Origin of the sequence: Sphingomonas leidyi (assembly GCF_011761945.1) — a bacterium.
In the GTDB taxonomy this organism is placed as follows: Bacteria; Pseudomonadota; Alphaproteobacteria; order Sphingomonadales; family Sphingomonadaceae; genus Sphingomonas; species Sphingomonas leidyi.
In genome coordinates, this window is sequence record NZ_JAASQV010000002.1 from 440,231 (window position 1) to 464,180 (window position 23,950).

At 70.3% G+C, this 23,950-nt stretch carries 26 protein-coding genes; 12 read left to right on the forward strand and 14 right to left on the reverse strand.

Features of this window, described 5'->3' with window-relative positions; translation table 11 throughout:
* Positions 1-2 precede the first annotated feature (2 nt).
* The 3 genes from nudC to FHR20_RS11805 are packed head-to-tail and all read right to left on the reverse strand — an operon-like array spanning position 3 to position 3,201.
* On the reverse strand, positions 3-878 hold the full coding sequence (gene nudC, locus FHR20_RS11795; protein WP_167299830.1) for an NAD(+) diphosphatase: 876 nt from the start codon (positions 876-878) through the stop codon (positions 3-5).
* The gene (locus FHR20_RS11800; protein ID WP_167299831.1) at positions 875-2,158 is read right to left on the reverse strand and encodes a serine hydrolase domain-containing protein; all 1,284 of its coding nucleotides are present in this window, start codon (positions 2,156-2,158) and stop codon (positions 875-877) included. Before FHR20_RS11800 ends, nudC begins: the two co-directional genes overlap by 4 nt.
* A complete protein-coding gene (locus FHR20_RS11805; protein WP_167299832.1) occupies positions 2,146-3,201 on the reverse strand; it encodes an NUDIX domain-containing protein in 1,056 nt (351 codons plus the stop codon). The genes FHR20_RS11800 and FHR20_RS11805 overlap by 13 nt, the downstream gene beginning before the upstream one ends.
* A 27-nt stretch (positions 3,202-3,228) precedes the next feature.
* Here FHR20_RS11805 and FHR20_RS11810 point away from each other — a divergent pair, with 27 nt between their 5' ends.
* The 8 genes from FHR20_RS11810 to FHR20_RS11845 are packed head-to-tail and all read left to right on the forward strand — an operon-like array spanning position 3,229 to position 11,171.
* Positions 3,229-3,762: a DUF721 domain-containing protein gene (locus FHR20_RS11810; protein WP_167299833.1), complete on the forward strand. Its 534-nt coding sequence runs from the start codon at positions 3,229-3,231 to the stop codon at positions 3,760-3,762.
* Positions 3,762-4,487, forward strand: a complete 726-nt coding sequence (locus FHR20_RS11815; RefSeq protein WP_167299834.1) for a DsbA family protein — start codon at positions 3,762-3,764, stop codon at positions 4,485-4,487. Before FHR20_RS11810 ends, FHR20_RS11815 begins: the two co-directional genes overlap by 1 nt.
* A gap of 28 nt (positions 4,488-4,515) precedes the next feature.
* On the forward strand, positions 4,516-5,277 hold the full coding sequence (locus FHR20_RS11820; protein WP_167299835.1) for a DsbA family protein: 762 nt from the start codon (positions 4,516-4,518) through the stop codon (positions 5,275-5,277).
* A 29-nt stretch (positions 5,278-5,306) separates the two neighbouring features.
* Positions 5,307-8,714, forward strand: a complete 3,408-nt coding sequence (locus FHR20_RS11825) for an AAA family ATPase (protein ID WP_167299836.1) — start codon at positions 5,307-5,309, stop codon at positions 8,712-8,714.
* Positions 8,711-8,854, forward strand: coding sequence for a hypothetical protein (locus tag FHR20_RS11830; RefSeq protein ID WP_167299837.1), 144 nt, complete (start codon positions 8,711-8,713; stop codon positions 8,852-8,854). Before FHR20_RS11825 ends, FHR20_RS11830 begins: the two co-directional genes overlap by 4 nt.
* Positions 8,855-8,904: 50 nt before the next feature.
* Positions 8,905-9,381, forward strand: a complete 477-nt coding sequence (locus tag FHR20_RS11835; RefSeq protein ID WP_243857297.1) for a hypothetical protein — start codon at positions 8,905-8,907, stop codon at positions 9,379-9,381.
* A 30-nt stretch (positions 9,382-9,411) separates the two neighbouring features.
* Positions 9,412-10,185 (forward strand): enhanced serine sensitivity protein SseB C-terminal domain-containing protein, encoded by a 774-nt coding sequence (locus FHR20_RS11840; protein ID WP_167299838.1) that lies wholly within the window; start codon positions 9,412-9,414, stop codon positions 10,183-10,185.
* On the forward strand, positions 10,182-11,171 hold the full coding sequence (locus FHR20_RS11845; protein ID WP_167299839.1) for a D-cysteine desulfhydrase family protein: 990 nt from the start codon (positions 10,182-10,184) through the stop codon (positions 11,169-11,171). The genes FHR20_RS11840 and FHR20_RS11845 overlap by 4 nt, the downstream gene beginning before the upstream one ends.
* A 96-nt stretch (positions 11,172-11,267) precedes the next feature.
* On the opposite strand, the gene FHR20_RS11850 is transcribed toward FHR20_RS11845, so the two are convergent.
* Genes FHR20_RS11850 through FHR20_RS11870 form a run of 5 tightly spaced genes read right to left on the reverse strand, consistent with a single transcriptional unit; the run spans position 11,268 to position 15,960 of the window.
* The gene (locus tag FHR20_RS11850; protein ID WP_167299840.1) at positions 11,268-12,275 is read right to left on the reverse strand and encodes a glycosyltransferase family 4 protein; all 1,008 of its coding nucleotides are present in this window, start codon (positions 12,273-12,275) and stop codon (positions 11,268-11,270) included.
* Positions 12,272-13,837: an alpha-amylase family glycosyl hydrolase gene (locus FHR20_RS11855; RefSeq protein ID WP_167299841.1), complete on the reverse strand. Its 1,566-nt coding sequence runs from the start codon at positions 13,835-13,837 to the stop codon at positions 12,272-12,274. Before FHR20_RS11855 ends, FHR20_RS11850 begins: the two co-directional genes overlap by 4 nt.
* Positions 13,834-14,955, reverse strand: a complete 1,122-nt coding sequence (locus FHR20_RS11860) for a glycoside hydrolase family 130 protein (protein ID WP_167299842.1) — start codon at positions 14,953-14,955, stop codon at positions 13,834-13,836. Before FHR20_RS11860 ends, FHR20_RS11855 begins: the two co-directional genes overlap by 4 nt.
* Before the next feature lie 10 nt (positions 14,956-14,965).
* A complete protein-coding gene (locus tag FHR20_RS11865) occupies positions 14,966-15,679 on the reverse strand; it encodes a hypothetical protein (protein ID WP_167299843.1) in 714 nt (237 codons plus the stop codon).
* Entirely contained in the window at positions 15,676-15,960 is a 285-nt protein-coding gene (locus FHR20_RS11870) for a chorismate mutase (protein WP_167299844.1), read from the reverse strand. Before FHR20_RS11870 ends, FHR20_RS11865 begins: the two co-directional genes overlap by 4 nt.
* A gap of 76 nt (positions 15,961-16,036) precedes the next feature.
* Here FHR20_RS11870 and FHR20_RS11875 point away from each other — a divergent pair, with 76 nt between their 5' ends.
* Positions 16,037-17,050: a polyprenyl synthetase family protein gene (locus FHR20_RS11875; RefSeq protein WP_167299845.1), complete on the forward strand. Its 1,014-nt coding sequence runs from the start codon at positions 16,037-16,039 to the stop codon at positions 17,048-17,050.
* Between the two features lie 3 nt (positions 17,051-17,053).
* Here FHR20_RS11875 and FHR20_RS11880 read toward each other — a convergent pair whose 3' ends face one another.
* On the reverse strand, positions 17,054-17,269 hold the full coding sequence (locus FHR20_RS11880; protein WP_167299846.1) for a hypothetical protein: 216 nt from the start codon (positions 17,267-17,269) through the stop codon (positions 17,054-17,056).
* A 60-nt stretch (positions 17,270-17,329) separates the two neighbouring features.
* On the opposite strand from FHR20_RS11880, the gene hrpB reads away from it, so the two are divergent.
* Positions 17,330-19,759, forward strand: coding sequence for an ATP-dependent helicase HrpB (hrpB, locus tag FHR20_RS11885; protein ID WP_167299847.1), 2,430 nt, complete (start codon positions 17,330-17,332; stop codon positions 19,757-19,759).
* 11 nt (positions 19,760-19,770) lie between these two features.
* Positions 19,771-20,055 carry an NADH dehydrogenase ubiquinone Fe-S protein 4 gene (locus FHR20_RS11890; RefSeq protein WP_167299848.1) on the forward strand — a complete coding sequence of 95 codons (285 nt, stop codon included), beginning with the start codon at positions 19,771-19,773 and terminating at the stop codon, positions 20,053-20,055.
* Positions 20,056-20,100: 45 nt separating this feature from the next.
* Here the strand turns inward: FHR20_RS11890 and FHR20_RS11895 are convergent, their stop codons facing one another.
* The 5 genes from FHR20_RS11895 to FHR20_RS11915 all read right to left on the reverse strand — a co-directional run bounded on the left by FHR20_RS11895 (position 20,101) and on the right by FHR20_RS11915 (position 23,323).
* Positions 20,101-20,631, reverse strand: a complete 531-nt coding sequence (locus FHR20_RS11895; protein ID WP_167299849.1) for an NUDIX hydrolase — start codon at positions 20,629-20,631, stop codon at positions 20,101-20,103.
* Positions 20,628-21,299 carry a TPM domain-containing protein gene (locus FHR20_RS11900; RefSeq protein WP_167299850.1) on the reverse strand — a complete coding sequence of 224 codons (672 nt, stop codon included), beginning with the start codon at positions 21,297-21,299 and terminating at the stop codon, positions 20,628-20,630. The genes FHR20_RS11895 and FHR20_RS11900 overlap by 4 nt, the downstream gene beginning before the upstream one ends.
* 1 nt (position 21,300) lies before the next feature.
* A complete protein-coding gene (locus tag FHR20_RS11905) occupies positions 21,301-22,161 on the reverse strand; it encodes a TPM domain-containing protein (RefSeq protein WP_167299851.1) in 861 nt (286 codons plus the stop codon).
* Positions 22,158-22,559: a TPM domain-containing protein gene (locus FHR20_RS23035; RefSeq protein ID WP_167299852.1), complete on the reverse strand. Its 402-nt coding sequence runs from the start codon at positions 22,557-22,559 to the stop codon at positions 22,158-22,160. Before FHR20_RS23035 ends, FHR20_RS11905 begins: the two co-directional genes overlap by 4 nt.
* Before the next feature lie 173 nt (positions 22,560-22,732).
* The gene (locus tag FHR20_RS11915) at positions 22,733-23,323 is read right to left on the reverse strand and encodes a LemA family protein (protein WP_167299853.1); all 591 of its coding nucleotides are present in this window, start codon (positions 23,321-23,323) and stop codon (positions 22,733-22,735) included.
* A 158-nt stretch (positions 23,324-23,481) separates the two neighbouring features.
* On the opposite strand from FHR20_RS11915, the gene mscL reads away from it, so the two are divergent.
* Positions 23,482-23,913: a large conductance mechanosensitive channel protein MscL gene (gene mscL / locus FHR20_RS11920; RefSeq protein ID WP_167299854.1), complete on the forward strand. Its 432-nt coding sequence runs from the start codon at positions 23,482-23,484 to the stop codon at positions 23,911-23,913.
* Positions 23,914-23,950: the final 37 nt, after the last annotated feature.

Here is a 23,950-nt window from a genome sequence, read left to right on the forward strand (position 1 = left end):
GCCTAGCCCCCACCCTCCACCCAGGCCGTCAGCAGCGTATGGGCGATCGCATAGGGCGGCGGGCCCAGGAAGGGCGCGGCGGGATCGCGGGCGAGCGCCTGGCAAACCTCCTCCCGCGTGAACCAGCGTGCGTCCTCCAGCTCGTTGGCATCGACGCGGATATCGTCGTTCAGCGCCTCGCCGATACAGGCGACCATCAGCGATGCCGGGAAGGGCCAGGGCTGGCTGGCGACATAGCGGACTGCGCCCAGCCGGATTCCGGCTTCCTCGAACGTCTCGCGGCGCACTGCCTCCTCGATCGCCTCGCCCACTTCCAGGAAGCCGGCCAGCGCCGAATAGCGGCCCGGCGGCCAGCTCGGCTGGCGGCCGAGCAGCGCGCGGTCGCCCTGCTCGGCAAGCATGATCACCACCGGCTCGACGCGCGGGAAATGCTCGGCGCCGCACTCGGGGCAGTGCCGCGCCCACCCGGCATGGGTGATGCGGGTGGGCGCGCCGCAATTGGCGCAGAAGCGGTTGCGACCATGCCAGAAGACGAGTCCGCGCGCCGATGCATAGTTCGCGGCATCGGGCGCGGCGAAGCGATCGAGCAGCGCGAACATCGCCGGCGAGCGGCCCAGCGGCACCGGCATGCCGTCGGGCAGCGCCGAGACGAAGCGGGGCACGCCCTGGTCATGGCCGAGGAACAGCAGCTCGCCCTTCGCCTCCGCCAGGCCGGTCCAGGTCAGCCGGCCGTCCGCGTCGAGCACCGGATCGAGCGAATCCAGCACCAGCAGGCGCGCGCGCGGATCCGCCAGCGCGGCGGCGAGCAATTCCGGCTCATGGCGAACCCGGTCGGCACGATCGAGCGTGCCGCCGGTGAAGCCGGGCGCGCGCGTCACTTGGCGATGTCGGCGTAGATCGCCTTGGAGACTTCGCGCTTCAGCGGCGTGTCGCCGAACAGGTTGATCATCCCCACGCCGCGCACCTTGTGGACGGGATCGACCCAGGCGATCGTGCCGGCGGCACCGCCCCAGCCGAACGTGCCCTTGCCCGGGCCGCCCGGAACGTCGCCGAGATAGATCGAGCCGCCGGCGCCGAAGCCCATCTGGGCGCCGGTGTCCTTCGCGGTCTCGTTGAGGACCGACGTGTCGGCGCCCGCCGGAAGCAGGTTCGACATCGCGACGGCCACCGTCTCTGGCTTGAGGATGCGGACGCCGTCCAGCTCGCCGCGGTTCAGCAGCATGTGGAGGAACCGGTCATAGTCGCGCGCGGACATGACCAGGCCGGCGCCGCCATAGGGGAATTCGGGCTTCTTCAGATAGATCGAGCTGGCGGCCGGGTCGGCGGGCACGCGGGTGGTGCCCATGAAGACATAGTTGCTGGCGAAATTGCCGACCTTGTCCGCCGGCACGGTCCAATAGCTCTGCTCCATCTTGAGCGGCTTGAAGATGCGCGTGTTGACGAACTGGTCGAACGGCATGCCGCTGGCGACCTCGATCACCCGGCCGAGGATGTCGAGGCTGATCGAATAGCTCCACTTGGCGCCGGGCTCGGCGATCAGCGGCAGCGAGGCGGTGCGGTTGGCGAACTCCTCGAGGCTGCCCGGGCGGAGCGCCGCCATCTGGACTTCCATCTGCTCGTTCACCTGGGCCGGGTTGATGCCGAGCCTGTTGTACTCGTCGAGCAAGGGCCCCTTGGTGATGATGTTGTAGCCCAGGCCCGCGGTGTGGGTGAGCAGGTTGCGCACCGTGATCGGCCTGGTCGCCGGGCGGGTGGTCAGGTCCTTGGCCGGATCGACCAGCACCTTCATGGTCTTGAACGCCGGGATGAAGTCGCCGATCGGCTGGTCCAGCTTGAGCTTGCCTTCCTCGATCAGGATCATCGCGGCGATGCCGGTGATCGGCTTGGTCATCGAATAGACCCGCCACAGGCTGTCGCGATCCGCCTTATGTGCGGTGGCCTCGTCGGCGACGCGGCCTTCGCTGACCACGGTGACGGAGCCGTCCGGACGGCCGGCGAGGATGACGATGCCGGGCACCTTGCCTTCGGCGACATAGCGCTTGGCGAGCGCAGTCTCGGCCGCGACATCCGGCGCGGCGGGCGGCTTGGGCGCGGTCTGCGCCAAGGCCGGCGACGCCAGCACTGCCAAGCCAAAGCCGAAACCGATCAATCCGCGCATAGCCGCCTCCTGAATGTCCGTGCCGCCTTGGCGAAGACGGTGGGCAATCCGGCCGATTCCAGATCGGCGATCGGCCACCATTCGCCGGCGACGGCGGCGCCTGCATGCGACGGGATCGTTGCAGCCGCAAGTCCGACGTCGAGGTTGAAATGGGTGAAGCCATGGCCGACCTGCGCGTCGAGCATGTGCCATTCGGCCGGGGCCGGCGCGCCGGCCAGCCCCGGCGGCGAATCGGCCCAGGGCCCGGTGGGCAAGGCGCGCATGCCGCCGAGCAGCCCCTTGTCCGGACGGCGGACGAGCAGCACCTGCCCCTCCCGCTCGAGCCAGAACATCGTGCCGTGGCGGCGGGGCTTGGCGGGCTTGGCGGCCTTGACCGGGAAACGTTCGGGCGCGCCGCCCGCGAATCCGGCGCAATCCTCGCGCAGCGGACAGAGCAGGCAGCGCGGAGAGCGCGCGGTGCAGGTCCCGCTGCCCAGGTCCATCATCGCCTGGGCGAAATCGCCCGAGCGCAGATCGGGAGTGATCGAATCGGTGCGGGCGTAGATCCTGGCCCTGGCGCCGGGCAGCGCCTCCTCCACCGCGAACAGCCGCGCCACGACGCGCTCGACATTGGCGTCGACCACCACCGCGCGCCGGCCGAACGCGATCGCCGCGATCGCCGCAGCGGTGTAGCCGCCCACGCCGGGCAGCTCGCGCAGGCCCGATTCGCTGTCGGGAAAGCCGCCCCGCCGCGCCACTTCGCGGGCGCAGGCGAGCAGATTGCGGGCGCGCGCATAATAGCCGAGCCCGGCCCAGGCGGCCATCAGATCGGCATCCTCGGCCGCCGCCAGCGCCGCGACGCTCGGCCAGCGCGTGGTGAATTTGTCGAAATAGGGGATGACGCTGGCGACCTGGGTCTGCTGGAGCATCACTTCCGAGAGCCAGACGCGATAGGGATCGGGTGCATTGGCGCCGGGCCGCGCGCGCCAGGGCAGGTCGCGGGCGTTGCGGTCGTACCAGTGGAGCAGCGCGGAGGCGATTGCGCGAGGGGCGTTGTCGGGCACATGCCCCTATGGCATGGGTTGGCGGAAATGACGAAGCCCCCTCGCGCCACCACCCGCCAGCCGGCCCCCGCGCCGCAGCGCGCGCTCCGCGCCCGCCCGGTATCCGAGCTGCTCCCCGATGTCGGCCGCGCGACCTTCCGCAAGTTCGGCTTCGTCCAGCATTCGATCGTCAGCCGCTGGGTGGAGATCGTCGGCGAGCGCTATGCGCGCGTCTCGATGCCCGAATCGATCCGCTTCCCCCAGGGCAAGCGCGAACAGGGCGTGCTCCACCTCGTCGTCGCGGGTGCGCATGCCCCGACGATGCAGCACATCGCGCCCGAGATCGTCGAGCGGGTGAACCGCTTCTTCGGCTATGCGGCAGTGGCCCGGCTCGCGATTCGCCATGGCGAAGTGAAGCGGCCCGAAAAGGCGGCGCCGCCGCCCAGCCTCAAGCCGCTCAGCGAAGCGATGGGCGAGAGCCTGCGGGGCATCGGCGATCCCGAGCTGAAGGCCGTGCTCGAGGCGCTGGCCGCGGGCGTGGCGGCGAGCGACGACCGCCCCAAGATCGGCCGGATCGACTGATGCGGAACCGGTACCTGGTCGCCGGCGCGCTGGCGCTGGCGCTGGCGGGCGGCGCATCGGCGCAGCAGGCCCGGAAACCCGCGGCAAAGCCGGCCGCGGCGCCGGACTGGGTCGCCACCGTCGTCATCACGCCGCAGGGCGGCTTTCGCCAGGGCAATCCCGATGCGCCGGTGAAGCTGGTCGAATATGGCTCGCGCGGCTGCCCCACCTGCGGGCGATTCGCCGCCGAGGGCGTGCCGCCGCTGCGCCGTGACTTCATCGCGAGCGGCAAGGTCAGCTACGAATATCGCGACTTCCTGATCCATGGCGCGCCCGACCTCGCCATGGCGCTGCTCAACCAGTGCGTCGCGCCCGCGCGCTTCTTCCCGGTGCTCGATGCGATCTACGCCAATCAGCGCCAGTTCGAGGACAAGCTGGCGGCACTGCTCAAGAGCCAGCCCCAGCAGGTGGCGGCCTGGCAGAAGCTGCCGCCGCCCCAGATGGCGACGCGCCTCGCCGAGGCGCTGGGCCTGATCGCCTTCATGAAGACCCAGGGCCTGCCCGAAGCCAGGGCCCGCCAGTGCCTCGCCGATCCCAAGCGGATCGAACGCATCGCCAAGACCAATGCCGACGCGGTGAATGTCCACCAGGTGCGGGCCACGCCCACTTTCATCGTCAACGGGCGCAAGGTAAGTGCCTATAGCTGGGAACGATTGCTGCCCGAGCTGTGGGCGAACGGCGCCTGACATCGCGATTTCTGGAGAAAGCAGACCTATGCGTATCAAATTGGCCCTGGCCCTGATCCCCGCGCTGTTCGCGCTCGCTTCCTGCGGCGGCGGTGGCACGGGCAACAGCTCGGCACCAGTGACTTCCTCGACGCCGATCGCCGCCGTCACCGCACCCGCCGGCAAGGCCTGGGTCGACACGATCGGCAAGACCAAGGACGGCGGCTATATCCAGGGCAACCCCAACGCGCCGATCAAGCTGGTCGAATATGGCTCGCGCAACTGCCCCTATTGCGGGCTGTTCGGCCGCACCGCGCCCGAGCCGCTGCGCAAGAACTACATCTCGACCGGCAAGGTCAGCTGGGAGTTCCGCGACTTCCTGATCCACGGCGCGCCCGACCTCGCCGCCGCGCTGCTCAACCAGTGCGTGCCCGACGAGAGCTTCTTCAGCATGCTCGACCAGTTCTTCGAGAACCAGGAGAGCTTCCTCACCCGCACCGAACAGCTGGTGAAGAACAACCCGCAGCTCGCCCAGCAGCTCCAGCAGCTGCCGCCGCCCCAGGCCGCGGTGGGCTTTGCCGAGCAGCTCGGCATGATCGACTTCATGAAGCAGCGCGGCGTGCCCGAGGCCAAGGCGCGCCAGTGCCTGGGCGACCAGAAGAAGATCGACGAGATCGCCAAGGTGAACGCCGATGCCGCCACCGTGCATGGCGTGAACGGCACGCCGAGCTTCTTCATCAACGGCAAGAAGGTCGATGCCGGCTCGTGGGAACAGCTCGAGCCGCTGCTCAAGGCGGCCGGGGCGCGCTGATCCTCATGACGCTGCGGGGGTAGGCGAGCGTGCAGATCAAGCGGCTGCGGCTGACGGGCTTCAAGAGCTTCGTCGACCCGGCTGACCTCCGCATCGAGCCGGGGCTGACGGGGATCGTCGGCCCCAATGGCTGCGGCAAGTCGAACCTGCTCGAAGCGCTGCGCTGGGTGATGGGCGAGACCAGCGCCAAGTCGATGCGCGGCGCCGGCATGGAGGACGTGATCTTCGCCGGCACCGCGACTCGCCCGTCGCGCGACTTCGCCGAAGTCTCGATCCTCGCCGACCAGGTAGGCGAGGACGACGAGATGGAAGTCGTCCGCCGCATCGAGCGCGGCGCCGGTTCCGCCTATCGGATCAACGGCCGCGACGTCCGCGCCAAGGACGTCGCCCTGCTCTTCGCCGATTCGGCGACGGGCGCGCATTCGCCCGCGCTGGTCAGCCAGGGCCGGATCGGCGCGATCATCCAGGCCAAGCCCGGCGAGCGCCGCGCGATGCTGGAAGAGGCGGCGGGCATCGCCGGCCTGCACGTCCGCCGCAAGGATGCCGAGCAGCGCCTGCGCGCGACCGAGGCCAATCTCGCCCGGCTCGACGAAGTGATCGGCGATCAGGAGACCCGCGCCGCCCAGCTCAAGCGCCAGGCGCGCCAGGCCGAGCGCTATCGCGAGCTTTCCGACCGGATCCGCGTCGCCGAGGCGCGGATGATCTTCGCGCGCTGGCGCGATGCTGCTGCGGCGGCGGATGCGGCCAAGCGGGAAGCGGCGGCGGCCGAGGCGCTGGTCGCCGAGCGGACCGGGGCGCATGATTCGGCGGTGGCGGTGCAGCAGGCGGCGGCCGAGAAGCTCGCCACGCTGCGCGCCGAGGCGCTGGCGCTGCGCGACCGGGCGAGCGAGGCCATGCACGGTCTCGCGACGCTGCGTGCGGACAGGGCCGCGGTCGAACGGCGGATTGCCGAGATGCAGGATTCGGTGCGTCGGCTGGACGAGGATCGCGGCCGCGAAGGCGCGCTCGCCCGCGATGCGGCCGAGGCGCTGGCCCGGCTGGAGGAAGAGGGGAAGGCGCTCGACACGCGCATCGCCGAGACGACCGCGCGCATGCCCAATCTCGATGCCGCGCTGGCCGAGGCGGAACGGGCCGCGCGCGATGCCGAGGTGGCGCTGGCCCAGGCGCTCGCCGCGCAGGCGAGCGAAGCCGCCGAGGCTCGCGTCGCCGAGGCCGCGCTGGCGGCGGCACGCACCCGGGCGGAACGCGCCGAACGCGATCGGGCGCGGATCGACGCCGAGCTGCGGGCGCTGCCCGACCCCGAGCCGCTGCAGGCGGAGAAGGCCCGCGCCGCCGAGGCCCGGGCACAGGCGCTCCGCCAGGCCGAAGGCGCACGCACCGGCCTGGCCCGCGCCGATGCCGAGGAACGCGCCGCGATCGAGGCGCGCAACCATGCCCAGGCGGCCCGCGCCACTGCCCATGCGGAGCTCGCCCAGCTCGACAGCGAAGCGGCCGCGCTGGCCAAGGCGACCCGGCCTTCGGACAAGGACCGGCTGCTCGACAAGCTGAAGGTCGACGCCGGCTATGAGCGCGCGCTCGCCGCGGCGCTGGGGGACGATCTCGAGGCCGGGCTCGATACCGGAGCCGAGCGCTATTGGGCCGGTGCCGCGCCGCAGCCCGGCGATCCGGCCGCGCCGCCGGGCACGGCGCCGCTGGGCGCGCACGTCCAGGCGCCGGCCGGGCTGTCGCGCCGACTCGCCCAGGTGCTGGTGGCGGAAGCGGATGACGGCCAGCCGCTCGCGGTCGGCCAGCGGCTGGTGACGCTGGGCGGCATCCTGCGCCGCTGGGACGGCTATGTCGCCAGGTCCGGCGGGGCGGCGGCGGCCGAGCGGCTGGTGCGGGTCAACCGGCTCGCCGCCATCGAACGGGCGCGGCCGGCGGCGGTGCGCGCGGTCGAGGGCGCCGATGCCGAGCTACGCCGGATCGAGGAGAATATCGCCGAGGCGCGCCGCGCCGCCGCCGACTGCCGCCGCGTGCTCGACCATGCGGAAAATGCCGGGCGCGAGGCCGGCCGGGCCGAGGACCGCGCCACCGCCCAACTCGAACGGCTCGATTCGCAACGCGCCGATCTCGACGCCCGCATCCGCCGCATCGCCGCCGAACAGGACGAAGCGGCGGCCGAGCTGACCCGTGCCGAGGCCGCCAAGGCCGCCCTGCCCGACGGCACCGAGACGCGCGCCCGCGTCGCCGCGCTCTCCGCCGACGCCGAGGGCAAGCGCGCCGCCGCCGCTTCGGCCCGCGCCGAGCGCGGCACGCTGGAGCGCGAGATCGGCAGCGCGCGCGAACGCCACGCCGCCGCCGGTGCCGAAGCCAAGGGCTGGAAATCGCGTGCGGGCGAGGCCGCCCGGCGTGCCGCCGAAATGGACAAGCGGGCCGCCCAGCTCGCCGAGGAGAGCGCGGCGCTTGCCGGACGGCCCGCCCAGCTCGACGCCCAGCTCGACGAGGCCGAGGCCGCGGCCGGAAAGGCGCGCATCGAAAGCGCCGCAGCCCAGGCCGCCGAGCGCGAGGCGGAGCTGGCGGTGCGCGAGACCGAAGGCGCGGTGCGCGGCGCCAACGAGATTCTCGCCCAGGCGCGCGAGGAACGCGCCGGCGCCGCGGCACGCGCCGAGAATCAGGAGGCGCGCCGCATCGAGATGGGCCGCATCTCCGGCGAACGCTTCGAATGCCCGCCGCCGCTGCTGCCCCAGAAGGCCGGGTTCGACGAAGCCATGGTGCGCACGCCCGAGGACGAATCGGCCGCACACGAGCGCCTGAATGCCGAACGCGAGCGGATCGGACCGGTCAACCTGGTCGCCGAGACCGAGCTGGCCGAACTGGAAGCCGCCTTCACCACCAACGCCGCCGAGCGCGACGAGCTGGCCCAGGCTGTGCACCGCCTGCGCGGTTCGATCGGCACGCTCAACCGCGAGGGGCGCCAGCGGCTGCTTTCGGCCTTCGAAGCGGTCGACCAGCATTTCCGCCGGCTGTTCACCACGCTGTTCAACGGCGGCCAGGCGCATCTGGAGCTGATCGATTCGGACGATCCGCTCGAAGCCGGTCTGGAGATCATGGCGCAGCCCCCGGGCAAGAAGCTCCAGTCGCTCACGCTGCTTTCGGGCGGCGAGCAGGCGCTGACCGCCGTCGCGCTGATCTTCGCCCTGTTCCTCACCAATCCCGCGCCGATCTGCGTGCTCGACGAAGTCGACGCGCCGCTCGACGATGCCAATATCGATCGCTTCTGCGACCTGCTCGAGAAAATGACCGAGGAGACCGCGACGCGCTATCTCATCGTCACCCATAATGCCGCGACCATGAGCCGCATGCACCGGCTGTTCGGCGTCACCATGGTGGAACGCGGCGTCAGCCGGCTGGTCTCGGTCGATCTCGGCGGGGCCGAGAGCCTGTTGGCGGCGGAATGAGCTTCGTGATCGAGACCGTGATCCAGGAATGCCTGGAGGCGACGGCCTGGCTCATTGCGAAGCGCTATGGAATGGCCGGCTGCCTGGTGGCGATCGTCGGCATCGCACTGCTCGTCGCCCTTCTCTGGTGGAACCTGTGATCGATACGCGCGTCGAACGGTTCGACGGGGCGGGCAACAGGAGGAAATGCATGCGATCGAGCCTTTGGATCGGCCTGGCCGTGGCGGCGCTCGCCGCCGGCCCCGCCTTCGCCCAGGACAAGCAGCAATCGACGGGCGATCGCGCCGGCGAGATCGCCGAGCAGCCCGCCAAGGATGTCGGCGTGGTCAAGACCAAGATCCCACCGGTGCTCCAGCGCGCCGCCGCCGCGCCCTACAGCCTGTCCGGCCTGTCCAAATGCACGCGCATCGCAGCCGCGTTCGACGAGCTCGGCGAAGCGCTGGGCCCCGATTTCGTCGGCGGGGTCGATCGCAAGAAGAGCCGCAAGGTCAAGGTCACGGGCGACACCGTGGCCGGGCTGATCGTGCCGTTCCGCGGCATCGTCCGCGAAGTCAGCGGCGCGGCATCGGCGCAGCGCGAGCTCAATTCCGCGGTCGACGCCGGCTTCGCGCGCCGCGGCTTCCTGCGCGGCGTCTATCAGACGCGCGGCTGCAAGCCGGCGCTGTAGCGACAGAAACGGAATGGAGGGAACGCGGCGGTGTGGAAGCATCTTTTCGGCGGCAGGAAGCAAGCGGAGCCGGCTGAGTCGCCCCCGCCCTTCGCGCCGCACAACGCGCTCGAGGCTGCGCTGATGACGGCGGCGCGCGACCCCGCCGCACGCCCCGATTTCGAGCGGATGCTGCTCGAAGCGGAGCTTTACGTCGCCACCCCCGAAGCGCCGGCCGAAGCCAGCGTGCGCACCGTCGGCGCCGGAGAGACGCTGCAGATCCTCAACGTCGCCGACCCCCAGGGAAATCCGATCCCGGCAATCTTCACCAGCGAGGCGCGGCTGGCCGAGCTCTTCGGCGCGGGAAGCGGCTATGCGCGACTGCCCGCCAAGACGCTGTTCGAGATGTTCGCGCGGAGCGGCGCCTGGCTGAATCCCGGGCTGGCCTATGGCGTACTCTGGTCGGCGGACGATCTCGCGCATCTGCTCGGCAAGCCAGTGCGCCGGACCATCGCCAAGGAGACGAGCATCCTGCTCGGCACGCCGGCACGACGGCCCGAGGCGCTGATCCGGAGCATCGTCGCGACCGTCGCCGATTCTCCCACCGTACAGGAAGCCTGGCTCGCCCTGGCCCAATGGCCCGAAGGCAATGCCAGCTGGTATCTCGACATCCGCAGCGCCGCCGAGCCCGACGCGATCGCGGCGCTGCTGCGCGAGACGCTGCAGAGCGGCCCCCATGAGGGCATGCCGGTCGATCTGGTCGTCAACGCGCCGGGTTCCGGCCCCGGACACGGCATCCGGCTCAAGCCCGGGGAACTCCATTGACTCGCCAGCTCGACGCCTTCCCCCGCATCCCCCTGTTCGACGCGCCGACTCCCATCCAGCGGCTGGAGCGGATCGAGGCGGCGCTGGGGCTGCGGGGCGTGCGCCTGTTCGTGAAGCGCGACGACCTGATGGGCCTGGGCGGCGGCGGCAACAAGCTGCGCAAGCTCGAATTCCTGCTCGGCGCGGCGATCGACCAGGGCTGCGACACCTTCGTCACCACCGGCGCGCGGCAATCCAACCATGCGCGGCTGAGCGCGGCGGCGGCGGCGCGGATGGGCCTCGCCGCCGAGCTGATGCTGACGGACACCGTGCCGCGCGAGGACGACAGCTATCGCCACAACGGCAACCAGCTGCTCGACGGGCTGTTCGGCGCGAGGGTGCATCACCTGCCGCGCGGCGCCGATGCGCTGGCGGCGGCGCATGCCCGGGCGGCGGCGCTGCGGGCCGAGGGGCGCAAGGCCTATGTCGTCGGTGCCGGCGGGTCCTCGCCGGTCGGTGCGCTCGGCTATGCCTCCTGCGCGGAGGAGATCCGGGCGCAGGAAGTCGCGCTGGGGCTTTCGTTCGGGACGATCATCGTCGCCAATGGCAGCCATGGCACGCATGCCGGACTCGCGGCGGGAATGGACGATCCGCGGCGCGTGCTTTCCTTCACCGTGCTCGCCGAGCCGGCGGAAGCCGAGCGGGGCACGCTGGCGCTGGCCAACGCGACGCGCAGCCTGCTGGCGCGCGCCATGCTGAACGCCGAGGACATCCGGATCGACGGCTCCCAGCGCGGCGAGGCCTATGGCATCCCGACCGAGGCGATGCTGGCCGCCGTCCGGCTGATGGCGCGGACGGAAGGGTTGCTGATCGACCCGGTCTATAGCGGCAAGGCGTTCGCGGGCGCGCTGGCGGGGCTGGCCGAGGGGCGCCTCACCGGCGACGTGCTGTTCGTGATGACCGGAGGCACGCCGGGGCTCTACGCGTATCAGCCGGCGTTCGCTTAGGGCGGGGACTCAAGGTCCTTCAACCGCCCTCCCCGCCTTCGCGCGGACGACGGGCGCACTTGACCCACTGGGCACGCCCGGGCGCCGGGGCGACGGCTATTGGTCCAATATCCGCCGGTACAGTTCGATGTAGCGATCCGCCATCGCCTCGACCGAGAAATGCGCCGCCACCCGCGCGCGGCAGGCGGCGCGGTGGATCGCCTCCACTTGCCCGAGCGCAGTGATGGCGGCGCCCACCGAATCGACCAGCATGCCGGTTTCGCCGTCGACGATCAGCTCGGCCATGCTCCCGCGATCGATCGCGATCACCGGGGTGCCGCAGGCCATGGCCTCGACCACCGACAGGCCGAAGGGTTCGTCGAAATTGATCAGGTGGAGCAGCACCTGGGCCTTGCCCAGCGCGCGCAGCCGCTCCGGCCCGCCGACCGGCCCGTGATAGACGATATGCCCGTCGAGAAAGGGCGCCACCTCGCGGTCGAAATAGCCCTGGTCCTGGATGATGCCGTAGAGGTTGAGCCGCCGCCCGGTGGCGCGCGCCACATGGATCGCCTCGGCCGCGCCCTTGTCGGGATGCATCCGGCCGAAGAACAGCAGGTCCTCGCCGCCATCCGCCTCGAACGGGAACTCGTCCAGGCGGATGCCGTGATGGATCGTCGCGGCATAGCGGAGCGCCGGATGCCGGTCGGCTTCGCTGATCGCGACATAGTGCACCCGATCCTCGAACGGCTTGTACATCGGCAGGATGCGCGGGCTGGAGAAGCCGTGGATCGTCGTCACCATCGGCGTGGCGACCAGTCGGGAAAAGGCATGGGCCGGGAAATCGGCCTGGTTGTGGATCAGGTCGAACCGGTCCGCCCGTTCGAACAGATGCGCGAGATGGGCATATTCCCATATCTTCGCATCGATCCCGGGATCCTCCTCGTAACCGGCGGGCACCACGCCATCGAGCCTGGCGGCGGTGATCGAATCCCGCGTGGCGAACAGCGTCACGTCGATCCCGCGTGCCACCAGCGCCTCGGTGAGCAGGCTCGTCACCAGCTCCCATGGCCCATAATGCCGCGGCGGGGTGCGCCAGGCGATCGGGGCGAGCATCGCGACCTTCATCCCAGCACAAAGCCTTCATTGGGGGAAAGCAGCGCGGGATCCGTGCCCCCGCGCGCCGCTGCGAGCACGGCGAACCCCTCCGCCCATTCGGGAATGGCAAAGCCCTGGGGCCGGTCGCCGAGATTGAGCACCACCAGCAGCCGGTCGTGCCCGAGCCGGCGTTCCCAGGCGAGCAGATCGCCCTTCGCCTCCACGGGACGATAGTCGCCGAGCGCCAGCGCGGGATGGGCATGGCGCAGGGCCAGCAGCTTCCGGGTCAGCCGCCACATCGATGCCGGATCGCCGCGCTGTGCGGCGACGTTGCGCACGCGCCAGTCGGGGTGGAGCGGCAGCCAGGGCGCGGCGGCGCTGAACCCGGCGTTCGGCGAATCGTCCCAGGCCATGGGCGTGCGCACCGGATCGCGGCCCAGGCCGATGCCGGGATCGTTCAGTTCGCGCGGGTCCCGGATCAGGTCGGGCGGGATCGCCACGTCCTCCATGCCGATCTCGTCGCCATAATAGAGCGTCGGCGTGCCGCGCAGCGTGAGGAGCAGCATCATCGCGACGCGCGCCTGCGCCGGGCCCACCCGGGTGGCGATGCGCGGGCGATCGTGATTGCCCAGCACCCAATTGGGCCATCCGCCCGCCGGCAGCGCGCCTTCATAGGCATCGATGATCGCCGCCAGGCCGCGCGCATTCCATTCCGCGCCGATCAGCTGGAAATTGAAGGGCAGGTGCACGCCCGGCCGCTCCGCGGTTCCGTAATAGCCCATGAGCCTGGGCACCGGCAGGTAGATCTCGCCGATCAGTACGCGGGCGCCATATTCGTCCGCGATCGCGCGCATCTCGGCGGCGATGTCATGCACTTCGGGCTGATCGGCGGAATGGAGCTGGTGGACCCGGGTATAGTCGGGCTCGCCCGGCCGCCATGCGGCGTTCACCGGATTGTCGGGCAGGTCGGCGTGCTTGACCATGTGCCACAGCACGTCGATCCGGAACCCGTCGATCCCGCGCGCGAACCAGAAGCGCAGCACGTCCATCATCGCGGCGCGCACCGCCGGGTTGCGCCAGTTGAGGTCCGGCTGCTCCTTCAGGAAGGCGTGGTAGTAATATTGGCCGGTCGCCGCGTCCCATTCCCAGGCCGGGCCGCCGAAATCGCTGATCCAGTTGTTGGGCGGCGCGCCGCCGGGCCCGGGATCGCGCCAGATGTACCAGTCGCGCTTCGGATTGTCGCGGGAGGCGCGGCTCTCCTCGAACCAGGGATGCGCGCTGGAGCTGTGGTTGGGCACCAGGTCGAGCAGCACGCGGATGCCGCGTTCATGGGCCGCCGCCAGCAGCGCGTCGAAATCGTCGAGCGTGCCGAAACGCGGATCGACGTCGCGATAATCGGCGACGTCATAGCCGAAATCGGCCATCGGCGAGGGAAAGATCGGCGAGATCCAGATCGCATCGATGCCGAGCGCCTGCAGATCGTCGAGCCGGCGCTCGATGCCCTTCAGGTCGCCGATCCCGTCGCCGTTCGAATCCTGGAAGGAACGCGGATAGACCTGATAGATGACGGCCGATTTCCACCATTCGCTCAACGGAAGCGCTCCTTTGCGATGCGGGTGATGCGGCAGGCGAGATCGGCCTCGCCGCTGGCCACGACATAATGGTCGCCGGCATCGGCGATGCCGGTGGTGAACACCACGGGGCTGGGCAGATAGCGCTGGTGGGCGATCGGATCGGTGAGCGCCGGATTCGCCTCGAGCAGCGGCGTCTCGTCTTCCAGCCGCAGGATCCGCGAGGGATCGTCCCGGTCGAGCAGCGCCCAGAAGCTGCGATAGACGCCGACCGCGCCGCGCTTCTCGACGCCGTGATAGATCAGCATCCAGCCTGCCGGCGTGAGCACCGGCTGGCTGCCGCCGCCGATCCGCTGGGTGGCGCTGGTGCCCTTGCGCGCGCGGATGCCGGGCGTGTCGAGCGGCTTCCAGTGCAGCCCGTCGGGCGACTGGGCCAGGTTGATCGACGGGCCGCCCAGCCAGGGGCTGTCCTCGGGATAGGCGAAATAGACTTCGCCGAGCGGGCGGGTGAGCGCCATGTATTTCCCGCCCGGCTTGCCCTCGAACAGGACCATGTCCTTGTTCTGGTGGTCGAGCACCACGCCGAGCAGCTTGTAGTCGAGCCCGTTCACCGAATGGTACATCGCGGTGCAGTGACGCTCGGCGGAGACGCCGCACACGGTCATCCACCAGCGGCCGCCGACCAGGCTGATCCGGGCGTCCTCCACCCCATAGTCCAGGAAGCTCGCGGAAGGCTGGATCGCCTTGTCGTAATGGACCTTCACGACCCGGGCGGCGTCTGGGCTGAGCTCGACGGGAAGCAGCCAGGAGAGCGAAGTGAGGCCGAGCAGGCGCGGGCTGCGGCCCTTCAAGGCGAACTGGCGCGGATCGTCCATGTCGATGCCGGCGAGCGGATGGCGATCGAGGACATAGCCGTCCGGCGTCCAGCGGATCGCCCGGGCATGGTCCCCGTCCACGGGATCGCGCAGCGCCTCGGCCACGCGGACCATCAGCAGGATATTGCCCCCGGGCAGCCGCGCGAAGCCGGGGTTGAAGGCACCGAGCACATGCGTCGCCTCGCCCACGCCGCGCCGCAAGGGCGAGCGGGTCAGGTCGACATCGTCGGGGCGGAAGATCAGGAAATCATCGTCCGCCACCACGTTCGTCCCCTCAACAGGTCGGTATCCGGCTTTCCCCGCCTTCGCGCTCGTACTTGCCGCCACGCCAGACGTATCGCTCGGTGAAGGATCGGGTTCCCTCGAACTTCACGATGAAGCCCTGGCCCTTGCGGATATCGGCGATCCTGCCCCGGATCGACTGGGGCCTGTCCTCCACCGCGCCGCCATCGTCATAGAGCGACGGGAAGGACGCGATCTCCGCCGGTCCTTCGGGGCGCAGCTCGACCAGGGTGGTGACGCTGCAGGTATAGCCCTGCCAGGTGCCGCCGCCCTCGACCTGGATCACCGGCCGGTCGAGGAACTTGTCGCTGACCGACCATTCGGCAAGATCGCCGAAGCTGCCGCTCTCGGCCGCCTTGGGGAAGCTCTTGCGCAGCGTGAAGCCCGCGCCGTCGGCATCGAGATAATGGACGGCGATCGTGCCGGCATCGGCATGCGCGGCATCGCGGACATGGCCGTGGCTGACCAGCACCGGGCCGAAGCCGGTGTCGACCAGCTTGCTGTCGTCGAAGGTGATCGGCCCCTGCTTCACGCCGTCGGGCCAGGCCGCCTTCACCGCGGCGGCAAGGCGTGCGGCGGGATCCACCACAGGTTCCGGGCGCGTGCTGGGCGTCGGCGTGGGCGCAGCGGCGGGCTTCCGCGCCTCGTTGCCGCCGCATCCCGCCAGCACCAGCGCCGGCAGCAGCAGGGCGGCGGCCCGCCTCATTTCTCGTCCCGCAGCTGCTCGTGGTGGCGGATCACCTCGTCGATGATGAAGCGCAGGAACTTCTCCGAGAATTCCGGATCGAGGTCCGCGGTCTTGGCCAGTTCGCGCAGCCGGGCGATCTGGCGATCCTCGCGGCCCGGATCGGCCGGCGGCAGGCCGGACTCCGCCTTGTAGCGCCCCACCGCCTGCGTCACCTTGAAGCGCTCGGCGAGCAGGAACACGAGCGCGGCATCGATATTGTCGATGCTCTGGCGATAGCGATTGAGAGTCTCGTCGGCCATGGCCGGCCTTTTGCGCATAGCCGTAAGGTCACGCAAGCCTTGCCTTTGCCCGCCGCACCCGCCAGAGGCTTTGCCCATGAGCGCCACGATCCATCGCCTCGGCGGCGGCCCCGCCCCTTCGCTCGATCCGATGATGGCGCTGGTCGCCCCGGACATGAACCTCGTCAACGCAGTGATCCTCGATCGCATGCAGTCCGAGATTCCGCTGATCCCGGAGCTCGCCGGCCATCTGATCGCCGGCGGCGGCAAGCGGATGCGCCCGATGCTCACGCTGGCGAGCGCCAGGCTGCTCGGCTATTCGGGCACGCGGCACCACCGGCTCGCCGCCGCGGTGGAGTTCATCCACACCGCGACGCTGCTCCACGACGACGTGGTCGACGGTTCCGACCTGCGCCGCGGCCGCCGCACCGCCAACATCATCTGGGGCAATCCGGCGAGCGTGCTGGTCGGCGACTTCCTCTTCTCGCGCTCGTTCGAGCTGATGGTCGAGGACGGCAGCCTCAAGGTGCTCAAGATCCTCAGCAACGCCTCGGCCGTGATCGCCGAGGGCGAAGTCAACCAGCTCACCGCCGTGCGCCGGATCGACCTGGCCGAGGAACGCTATCTCGACATCATCGGTGCCAAGACCGCCGCCCTGTTCGCCGCCGCCTGCAAGATCGCCGCGGTGGTGGCCGAGCGTTCGGAAGCCGAGGAAGCGGCGCTCGACGCCTATGGCCGCAATCTCGGCATCGCCTTCCAGCTGGTGGACGACGCGATCGACTATGTCTCGGACGCGGGCACCATGGGCAAGGACGCGGGCGACGATTTCCGCGAAGGCAAGATGACCCTGCCGGTCATCCTCGCCTATGCCCGCGGCGACGCGGCGGCACGCGCCTTCTGGAAGGACGCGATCGCCGGCCATCGCACATCGGACGAGGATTTCGCCGAGGCGATCCGGCTGGTCCAGGCGAGCCGCTCGGTCGACGACACGCTGGCCCGCGCCCGGCACTACGGCCAGCGCGCGATCGACGCGCTGGGCGGGTTCGCGGCGGGCGCGGCCAGGGATGCGATGATCGAGGCAGTGGAGTTCGCGGTCGCCCGGGCCTATTGAAGCTCAATCGTCCTCGGGCTCCGCATCGTCGTCGTCATCGCCGGCGAGCGCGTCTTCCTCGTCGCCTTCGATCACGTCCTCGATCGCTTCCACGATCAGGTCGAGCTGCTCGAAGCTGGCGGTGAACTCCAGCGTTTCGCCGTCGTCGTCCTCCAGGTGCAGCGTATAGTCGCCGTCGCTGTCGGGGGTGATGCTGAACTGTGCCAGGGTCCTCGCCATGTCTTCGCTCCTCACGCTTCGCTTGCGCCAAACCCGCCTTCGGGGAATTGGTTGCGCGTGATGCGTGAGACATTGCCGATCCATTCCGTCCTGCCGGCCCTGCTCGGCGCCCTGCGCGCGGGCAGCAACGCCGTGCTGGTCGCCCCGCCGGGCGCGGGCAAGACGACGGCGGTGGCGCCGGCGCTGCTCGGCGAGGGCTGGTGCACCGGCGAGGTGCTGCTGCTCTCCCCGCGCAGGCTGGCCGCGCGCGCGGCGGGCGAGCGGATGGCGGCGCTGGCGGGCGAGAGCGTCGGCCACACCTTCGGCTATGCCACGCGGATGGACAGCAGGCGTTCGGCGGCAACGCGCGTGACCGTGGTGACGGAAGGCATCTTCGTCAATCGCATCCAGGCCGATCCCGAGCTGGCGGGCGTTTCCGCCATATTGTTCGACGAAGTGCATGAGCGCAGCCTCGACAGCGATTTCGGGCTGGCACTGGCGCTCGATGCGCAGGCGGCGCTGCGGCCGGACCTGCGGCTGGTCGCGATGTCGGCGACGCTCGACGGCGTGCGTTTCTCGAGCCTGATGGGCGATGCGCCCGTGGTGGAGAGCGAAGGCCGCAGCTGGCCGCTGGAGCTGCGCCACCTGGGCCGCGCCGCCGATGCACGGATCGAGGAATCGGTGTCGGCCGCGATCCGCACGGCGCTGCGCGAAACCGATGGCGGCGTACTCGCCTTCCTGCCCGGCGTCGCCGAGATCGAGCGAACGGCGGAGCGGATCGGCGACGTGCCCGGCGCCGTGGTCCACAAGCTGCACGGTTCGCTCGAGCCCGGCGCCCAGCGCGCCGCGATCGCGCCGGACCCCGAGGGCCGGCGCAAGATCGTGCTGGCCACCTCGATCGCCGAGACTTCGCTCACCCTCGACGGCATCCGCGTGGTGGTCGATTCGGGCCTTGCCCGGCGGCCGCGCTATGATCGCGCCGCCGGCATGACCCGGCTGGTCACGGAGCGTGCCAGCCAGGCCGCCGTCACCCAGCGGGCCGGTCGCGCCGCGCGCCAGGGCCCGGGCACCGCCTATCGGCTGTGGGAGGAAGCGGCGACCGCGGGCCTGCCGCGCTTCGATCCGCCCGAGATATTGGAAGCCGATCTCTCGGCGCTGGTGCTCGACTGCGCGCTCTGGGGCGTGCGCGATCCGCGCGACCTCAACTGGCTCGATCCGCCGCCCGAAGCCGCGGTGTCCGAAGCGCGCAGGCGGCTGGGGACGCTGGAAGCGCTCGACGAGGACGGTCGCCCGACGGCGCATGGCAAGGCGATCGCCGGGCTGCCGCTGCCGCCCCGGCTCGGCCATATGCTGGTTCGCGCCGCCGAGCGCGGCATGGCGCGCACCGCCGCCGAAATCGCGGTGCTGCTCGGCGAGCGCGGGCTGGGGGGCAATGATCCGGACCTCGACCTTCGCCTCCGCCGCTGGCGAAGCGAACGCGGCCCACGCGCGGAGAATGGCCGGCGGCTGGCGCAGCGCTGGGCGAGGCTGGTCGGCGATGACGGCGCCGGCGACCCCGCCGCCTGCGTCGCGCTCGCCTTCCCCGATCGCATCGCCAGGCGCCGGGACGCCGGCGGCGAGACCTGGGCCTCGGCCGGCGGGCGCGGATTCAGGCTCGACCCGGCATCCTCGCTCGCCCGCGCCGAATGGCTGGCGGTCGCCGAGACGCAGGGCATGGCCGCGGGCGCCCGCATCCTTTCCGCCGCGCCGATCGATCCGGCCGAGGTGGAAGCGCTGTTCGCCGATCGCATCGAAACCCGGCGCAGCGTGCGCTTCGATCCCGCCACCGGCCGGATCGAGGCGCTTCGCGAACGCCGGCTCGGCGCGATCCGCCTGTCCAGCGGGCCCGACACGGCCGCCGATACCGCCGAGATCGAGAAGGCGCTGCTCGAAGGCGTGCGCGAGCACGGCCTTGCGCTGCTGCCCTGGTCCGATACCGCCCGGGCGCTGCGCACCCGCGCCGCCTATGCCGGGAACGATTCGCTCTCCGACGCGCGCCTGCTTGCCGATCTCGACACCTGGCTGCCCGGCCTGCTCGCCGGCAAGCGCCGGCTCGACACGGTCGAGGGGCTCACCACCGCGCTGAACAACCTGCTCGGCTGGGACGGCCAGAAGGCGCTCGACCGGCTTGCCCCGGCACGCTTCGAAACGCCCGAGGGTTCGACCTATGCGATCGACTATGCGGCCGAGGGCGGCCCGACGGTCGAGGTACGGGTCCAGGCGCTCTACGGCCTCGACAGCCATCCGACACTGGGCGACGGCACGCCGCTCGTGCTCAGCCTCACGTCGCCCGCAGGCCGGCCGATCCAGACGACGCGCGACTTGCCCGGCTTCTGGAAGGGCAGCTGGGCGGCCGTGGCCAAGGAGATGCGCGGGCGCTACCCCCGGCATCCCTGGCCCGAGGATCCCGCCGCCGCCTCCGCCACGTTGCGCACGAAAAAGGCAGATGCAAGGGCCGCCGGCCCGCGCTAAGGGGTGTGGCCATGACCAAGATCGCCCGCATCTACCAGAAGCCCAAGAACGCCATGCAGTCGGGTCGTGCGCGCACGACGATCTGGATCCTCGAGTTCGAGCCGGTCCGCCAGCAACAGGCCGACCCCCTCACCGGCTGGGCCGGCGGCGACGCCACCGCCACGCAGCTGCGCATGAGCTTCCCGACGCTGGAAGCCGCCACCGCCTATGCCGAGCGCGAAGGCCTTGCCTTCCATGTGGTCGCCGCGCCCGAGCGCAAGCTGAAGCTCCAGGCCTATGCGGACAATTTCCGCTGACGAAATAGCGGCGGCCCAGGTCGGCGCCGGGGCGACCGGCCTGGCCTAATCCCCCAGCAGCGCGCCCGACAGCAGCAGCAACAGCTTCACGTCGATCGCCAGCCCCTCGGCGCGCTTGGCGGCGACGAAGGCGGCGATCTCCGCGCGCGGCACCCGGTGGACGAGGATGTCCTCGTCCGCCAGCCCGCCGCCTTCGCCGACCCTGGTCAGCCCCGTGGCGCGTACCAGCGTGAAGCTTTCGCTGACCAGGCCCGGCGAGGAATGATATTCGCCCAGATCCTCTATCGCGGCGCAGTCATAGCCGGTTTCCTCGATCAGCTCGCGGCGCGCGGCATCGAAGGGCGAATCGTCCTCGTGTCCGGCCTCGTCGCCGATCAGCCCGGCCGGCAGTTCGAGACAGCGCTTGCCGAGCGGCACGCGATACTGGTCGACGAGCAGGACATGGCCGTCCGCGTCGATCGCCACGATCGCCGCGGCGCGGATGCCCCGCGCGCGCGCGACATATTCCCACTTCCCCCGTCGCTTGGCCGTGATCCACTTGCCCTGCCACGCGACTTCCTCGGGCGCATCGCTCACAGTTCGATCACCCGGTCGGGGAGTTCGTTCACATCGTCCGCGCTGCGCGGGAAATGCTCGGCCAGGACCAGGCCGATCTGGCGCACCGCCTCGGCCATGCCCTCGCCCGCGCGATCCGCCTTGAGACCGCCGACCAGCGCCGTCATCGCCGCGCCCCAGACATCGGCGGTCACCTTCGAATGGATTCCCTCATCGGCCAGGATCACGGCACGATGCTCGGCCAGGCTCAGATAGACGAGCACGCCGGTCGATCCGCGGGTGCGCTTCTCGGCCGCGGCGCGGAACAGCTCCAGTGCGCGGCGGTGGACGCGGCGGGTCTTGGTCGCGCCGGGGGTGAGGAACAGCCGCAGCGCATCGAACGCGAGCGCGACCCGCGCGACGAGGAACGTCGCCGCCATCAGCACCAGCGCGATGGTGAGATACCAGCGCGCGGGCACCACCTGCGCCCAGCTGTCGACGAAGCGGGTGTGCAGCCACTCCGCCGGCCAGGGCTGCCAGGCGAGCAGCGCGAGGACGAGGAGCATCGCCAGCACTGCCCAGTGCAGCGCCACGTCATGATAGGCATCGGAACGCCCGGCGACGACCGTGACGATCTCGCCATTGGTGGTCAGCTCGGCCGTCGTGACGGCCGCGGTAACGGCCTCGCGGTCCTGATCGGTCAGTCGCATCTCACCAGCTCCCCGAGGCGCCGCCGCCCCCGAACGATCCGCCGCCGCCCGAGAAGCCGCCGCCCCCGCCGCCGCCTCCCCAGCCGTCGCCGCCTCCACCGCCCCAGCCGCTGCCGCCGCCGCGGCTCGCTTCGCGGCCGATCTCGCTGGCGATCGACCAGAGGATGATCGGCAGTGCGCCGCCGTCGCCGCGATAGGGCCGGTCCCAGGGCCCGCGCCGCCGGCGCCGGCCGAAGATGCCGAGCATGGGCAGGATCACGAAGACCAGGATGATGCCCCAGAACACCAGGCCGACGGGAAAGCCGCCGCCGCCATGGCTCTTCTGGCGCGTCTGGGTGACCTGGGCCTGTTGCTGCTGCGCGCGCTGCTCGGCGGCTTCGAGCGGCAGCTTCATCTGCGCGCCGATCGCCTGTGCTCCCGCCACGATGCCGCCGGCCATGTCGCCGGCCTTGAACCTGGGGATGATCGTCTCGTTGATGATCTGGCTGGACAGGCCGTCGGTCATGATCGGCTCGAGCCCATAGCCGACTTCGATCCGCACCTTGCGCTCGTTCGGCGCGACGAGGAGGACGATGCCGTTGCTCACGCCCTTCTGCCCGATCCCCCAGGCGCGGCCGAGCTGATAGCCGTAGCTCTCGATGTCATAGCCCTGGAGATCGGGGATGGTCGCGACGACGAACTGGCGCGACGAGGCCTTCTCCACATCGTCCGAAAGCTGGGTGAGCTGGGCGACCTGCTCGGGCGAGAGCAGGTGCGCGTCGTCGACCACGCGGCCGGTCAGCTTGGGGAAATTGGGCTGCGCCTGGGCCGAGAGCGGCACCAGGACCAGCAGGAAGGCGAGCAGGCTACGCAACAATGTCATCGGGTGATCTCGCGAATGATGGCCTCGCTGCCGGCGGCGATGCCTTCGGGGTATTTGCCTTCCTTGAAGCGCGGCAGGATCTCGTTGCGGATGATCTCGCCCGCTTCCTCGTCGCGCAGCGCCTTTTCGAGACCATAGCCCACTTCGATCCGGACCTTGCGCTCGTTGGGTGCCACGATCAGCAGCACCCCGTCGTTGAAGCATTTGCGGCCGATGCCCCAGCTACGCCCGAGATTCAGGCCGTAATCGGCGATGTCATGGCCGCCCAGGCTCTTCACCGTCACCACCACGAACTGGTGCTTCGACTGTTTCTCGACGTCGACCAGCCGGTTCGAGAGCCTGCGCCGCTCGCTGACGGACAACAGGCCCGCCGCATCGACCACCCGGCCGCTGAGCACCGGGAAATCATATCCCTTCGGCGCCGTGTGCGACTGGGGCGGCCCGGGCTTGCAGGCCTCTTCCGCGCGCGCCGCCGCCGCCGGAGCACCGGGTCCGGCGGCATTGGACTGCGCATCGAGCGCCGCGGGCTTGCAGGCCGCGAGCGCTCCGCAGAGGAGGAGCGCCCGCAGGATCAGTTGCTGTTCCCGAAGCTGACCTCGGGCATCTTCTCCGCACCTGCCTGCGCCTGGAACGGGACGATCGGCTTGGCACCGTAGAAGATCTTGGCGCCGATCGCGTCGGGGAAGGTGCGGATGCGGGTGTTATAGGCCTGCACCGCCGCGTTATAGTCGCGCACCGAGACGGTGATGCGATTGTTGCTGCCCTCGATCTGATCCATCAGCGTCTTGAACGTCTGCTGGCTCTGGAGCTGCGGATAGGCCTCGACGCTGGCGATCAGGCGGCCAAGCGAGCCGCTCAGCTGCTGCTGCGCCGCCTGGAAGGCCTGGACCTTGGCCGGATCGGTGAGATCGTTCGCCGAGACCTGTACCGAAGTGGCCTTGGCGCGCGCCTCGACCACGTCGGTCAGGATCTTGCCCTCGGACGCGGCGGCACCCTTCACCGTGTTGACCAGTGCGGGAATGGTATCGGCGCGGCGCTGATAGGCGGCCTGCACATCGGCCCATTTCGCCTTCGCATTCTCTTCCGCGGTGGGCACGCTGTTGAGCCCGCAGGCCGAGAGCAGGGCGGCGCCGGCAAGGGCGAGAACGGCACGAAACTTCATCACGTCATGATCCTCCGGATCTGGTTCGGAGTGTCTTATACCGTGGCCACACCGGGGTTCGAAAGCGAAATCGGACAGTCGGCATTTGCGAACGGTCCGCATCCGTGCATCATGCCATGGATGCCGCACCTCGGCGGCAGGAGACGGGAGCCGAAGGGATGTTCAAGGAATTCAAGGCGTTCGTTTCGCGCGGCAACGTGATCGACCTTGCGGTGGCGGTCATCATCGGCGCCGCCTTCAGCAAGATCGTCAGCTCGCTCACCGACGATCTGCTGATGCCGCTGATCGGCAAGATCTTTGGCGGGCTCGATTTCTCCAGCTATTTCATCGCGCTGGGCCCGATCCCCGCCAACCTGGCCGGATCGACCGACTATGCCGCGCTGAAGAAGGCCGGCGTGCCGCTGTTCGGCTATGGCGCGTTCGTCACCGCCGCGGTCAATTTCCTGATCGTCGCCTTCATCATCTTCCTGCTGGTGCGCGCGGTGAACCGCATGCTTCCCAAGCCGGAGGAAGCCGCGGCCGCCGAACCGGCCGACGTGACGCTGCTGCGCGAGATTCGCGACGAGCTGAAGAAGAAGAACGCGGCCTAGAGTCGCTTTCAGCTTCGCTGGGTCAGTGCCGCCCTGC

Excerpts from the sequence above, each read along its gene's own strand:
- FHR20_RS11800 (WP_167299831.1), bottom strand. The coding sequence starts at position 2,158 with ATGCGCGGATTGATCGGTTTCGGCTTTGGCTTGGCAGTGCTGGCGTCG.
- FHR20_RS11810 (WP_167299833.1), top strand. The coding sequence starts at position 3,229 with ATGACGAAGCCCCCTCGCGCCACCACCCGCCAGCCGGCCCCCGCGCCG.
- FHR20_RS11815 (WP_167299834.1), top strand. The coding sequence starts at position 3,762 with ATGCGGAACCGGTACCTGGTCGCCGGCGCGCTGGCGCTGGCGCTGGCG.
- FHR20_RS11820 (WP_167299835.1), top strand. The coding sequence starts at position 4,516 with ATGCGTATCAAATTGGCCCTGGCCCTGATCCCCGCGCTGTTCGCGCTC.
- FHR20_RS11830 (WP_167299837.1), top strand. The coding sequence starts at position 8,711 with ATGAGCTTCGTGATCGAGACCGTGATCCAGGAATGCCTGGAGGCGACG.
- FHR20_RS11835 (WP_243857297.1), top strand. The coding sequence starts at position 8,905 with ATGCGATCGAGCCTTTGGATCGGCCTGGCCGTGGCGGCGCTCGCCGCC.
- FHR20_RS11850 (WP_167299840.1), bottom strand. The coding sequence starts at position 12,275 with ATGAAGGTCGCGATGCTCGCCCCGATCGCCTGGCGCACCCCGCCGCGG.
- FHR20_RS11865 (WP_167299843.1), bottom strand. The coding sequence starts at position 15,679 with ATGAGGCGGGCCGCCGCCCTGCTGCTGCCGGCGCTGGTGCTGGCGGGA.
- FHR20_RS11870 (WP_167299844.1), bottom strand. The coding sequence starts at position 15,960 with ATGGCCGACGAGACTCTCAATCGCTATCGCCAGAGCATCGACAATATC.
- FHR20_RS11875 (WP_167299845.1), top strand. The coding sequence starts at position 16,037 with ATGAGCGCCACGATCCATCGCCTCGGCGGCGGCCCCGCCCCTTCGCTC.
- FHR20_RS11880 (WP_167299846.1), bottom strand. The coding sequence starts at position 17,269 with ATGGCGAGGACCCTGGCACAGTTCAGCATCACCCCCGACAGCGACGGC.
- hrpB (WP_167299847.1), top strand. The coding sequence starts at position 17,330 with ATGCGTGAGACATTGCCGATCCATTCCGTCCTGCCGGCCCTGCTCGGC.
- FHR20_RS11890 (WP_167299848.1), top strand. The coding sequence starts at position 19,771 with ATGACCAAGATCGCCCGCATCTACCAGAAGCCCAAGAACGCCATGCAG.
- FHR20_RS11900 (WP_167299850.1), bottom strand. The coding sequence starts at position 21,299 with ATGCGACTGACCGATCAGGACCGCGAGGCCGTTACCGCGGCCGTCACG.
- FHR20_RS11905 (WP_167299851.1), bottom strand. The coding sequence starts at position 22,161 with ATGACATTGTTGCGTAGCCTGCTCGCCTTCCTGCTGGTCCTGGTGCCG.
- FHR20_RS11915 (WP_167299853.1), bottom strand. The coding sequence starts at position 23,323 with ATGAAGTTTCGTGCCGTTCTCGCCCTTGCCGGCGCCGCCCTGCTCTCG.
- mscL (WP_167299854.1), top strand. The coding sequence starts at position 23,482 with ATGTTCAAGGAATTCAAGGCGTTCGTTTCGCGCGGCAACGTGATCGAC.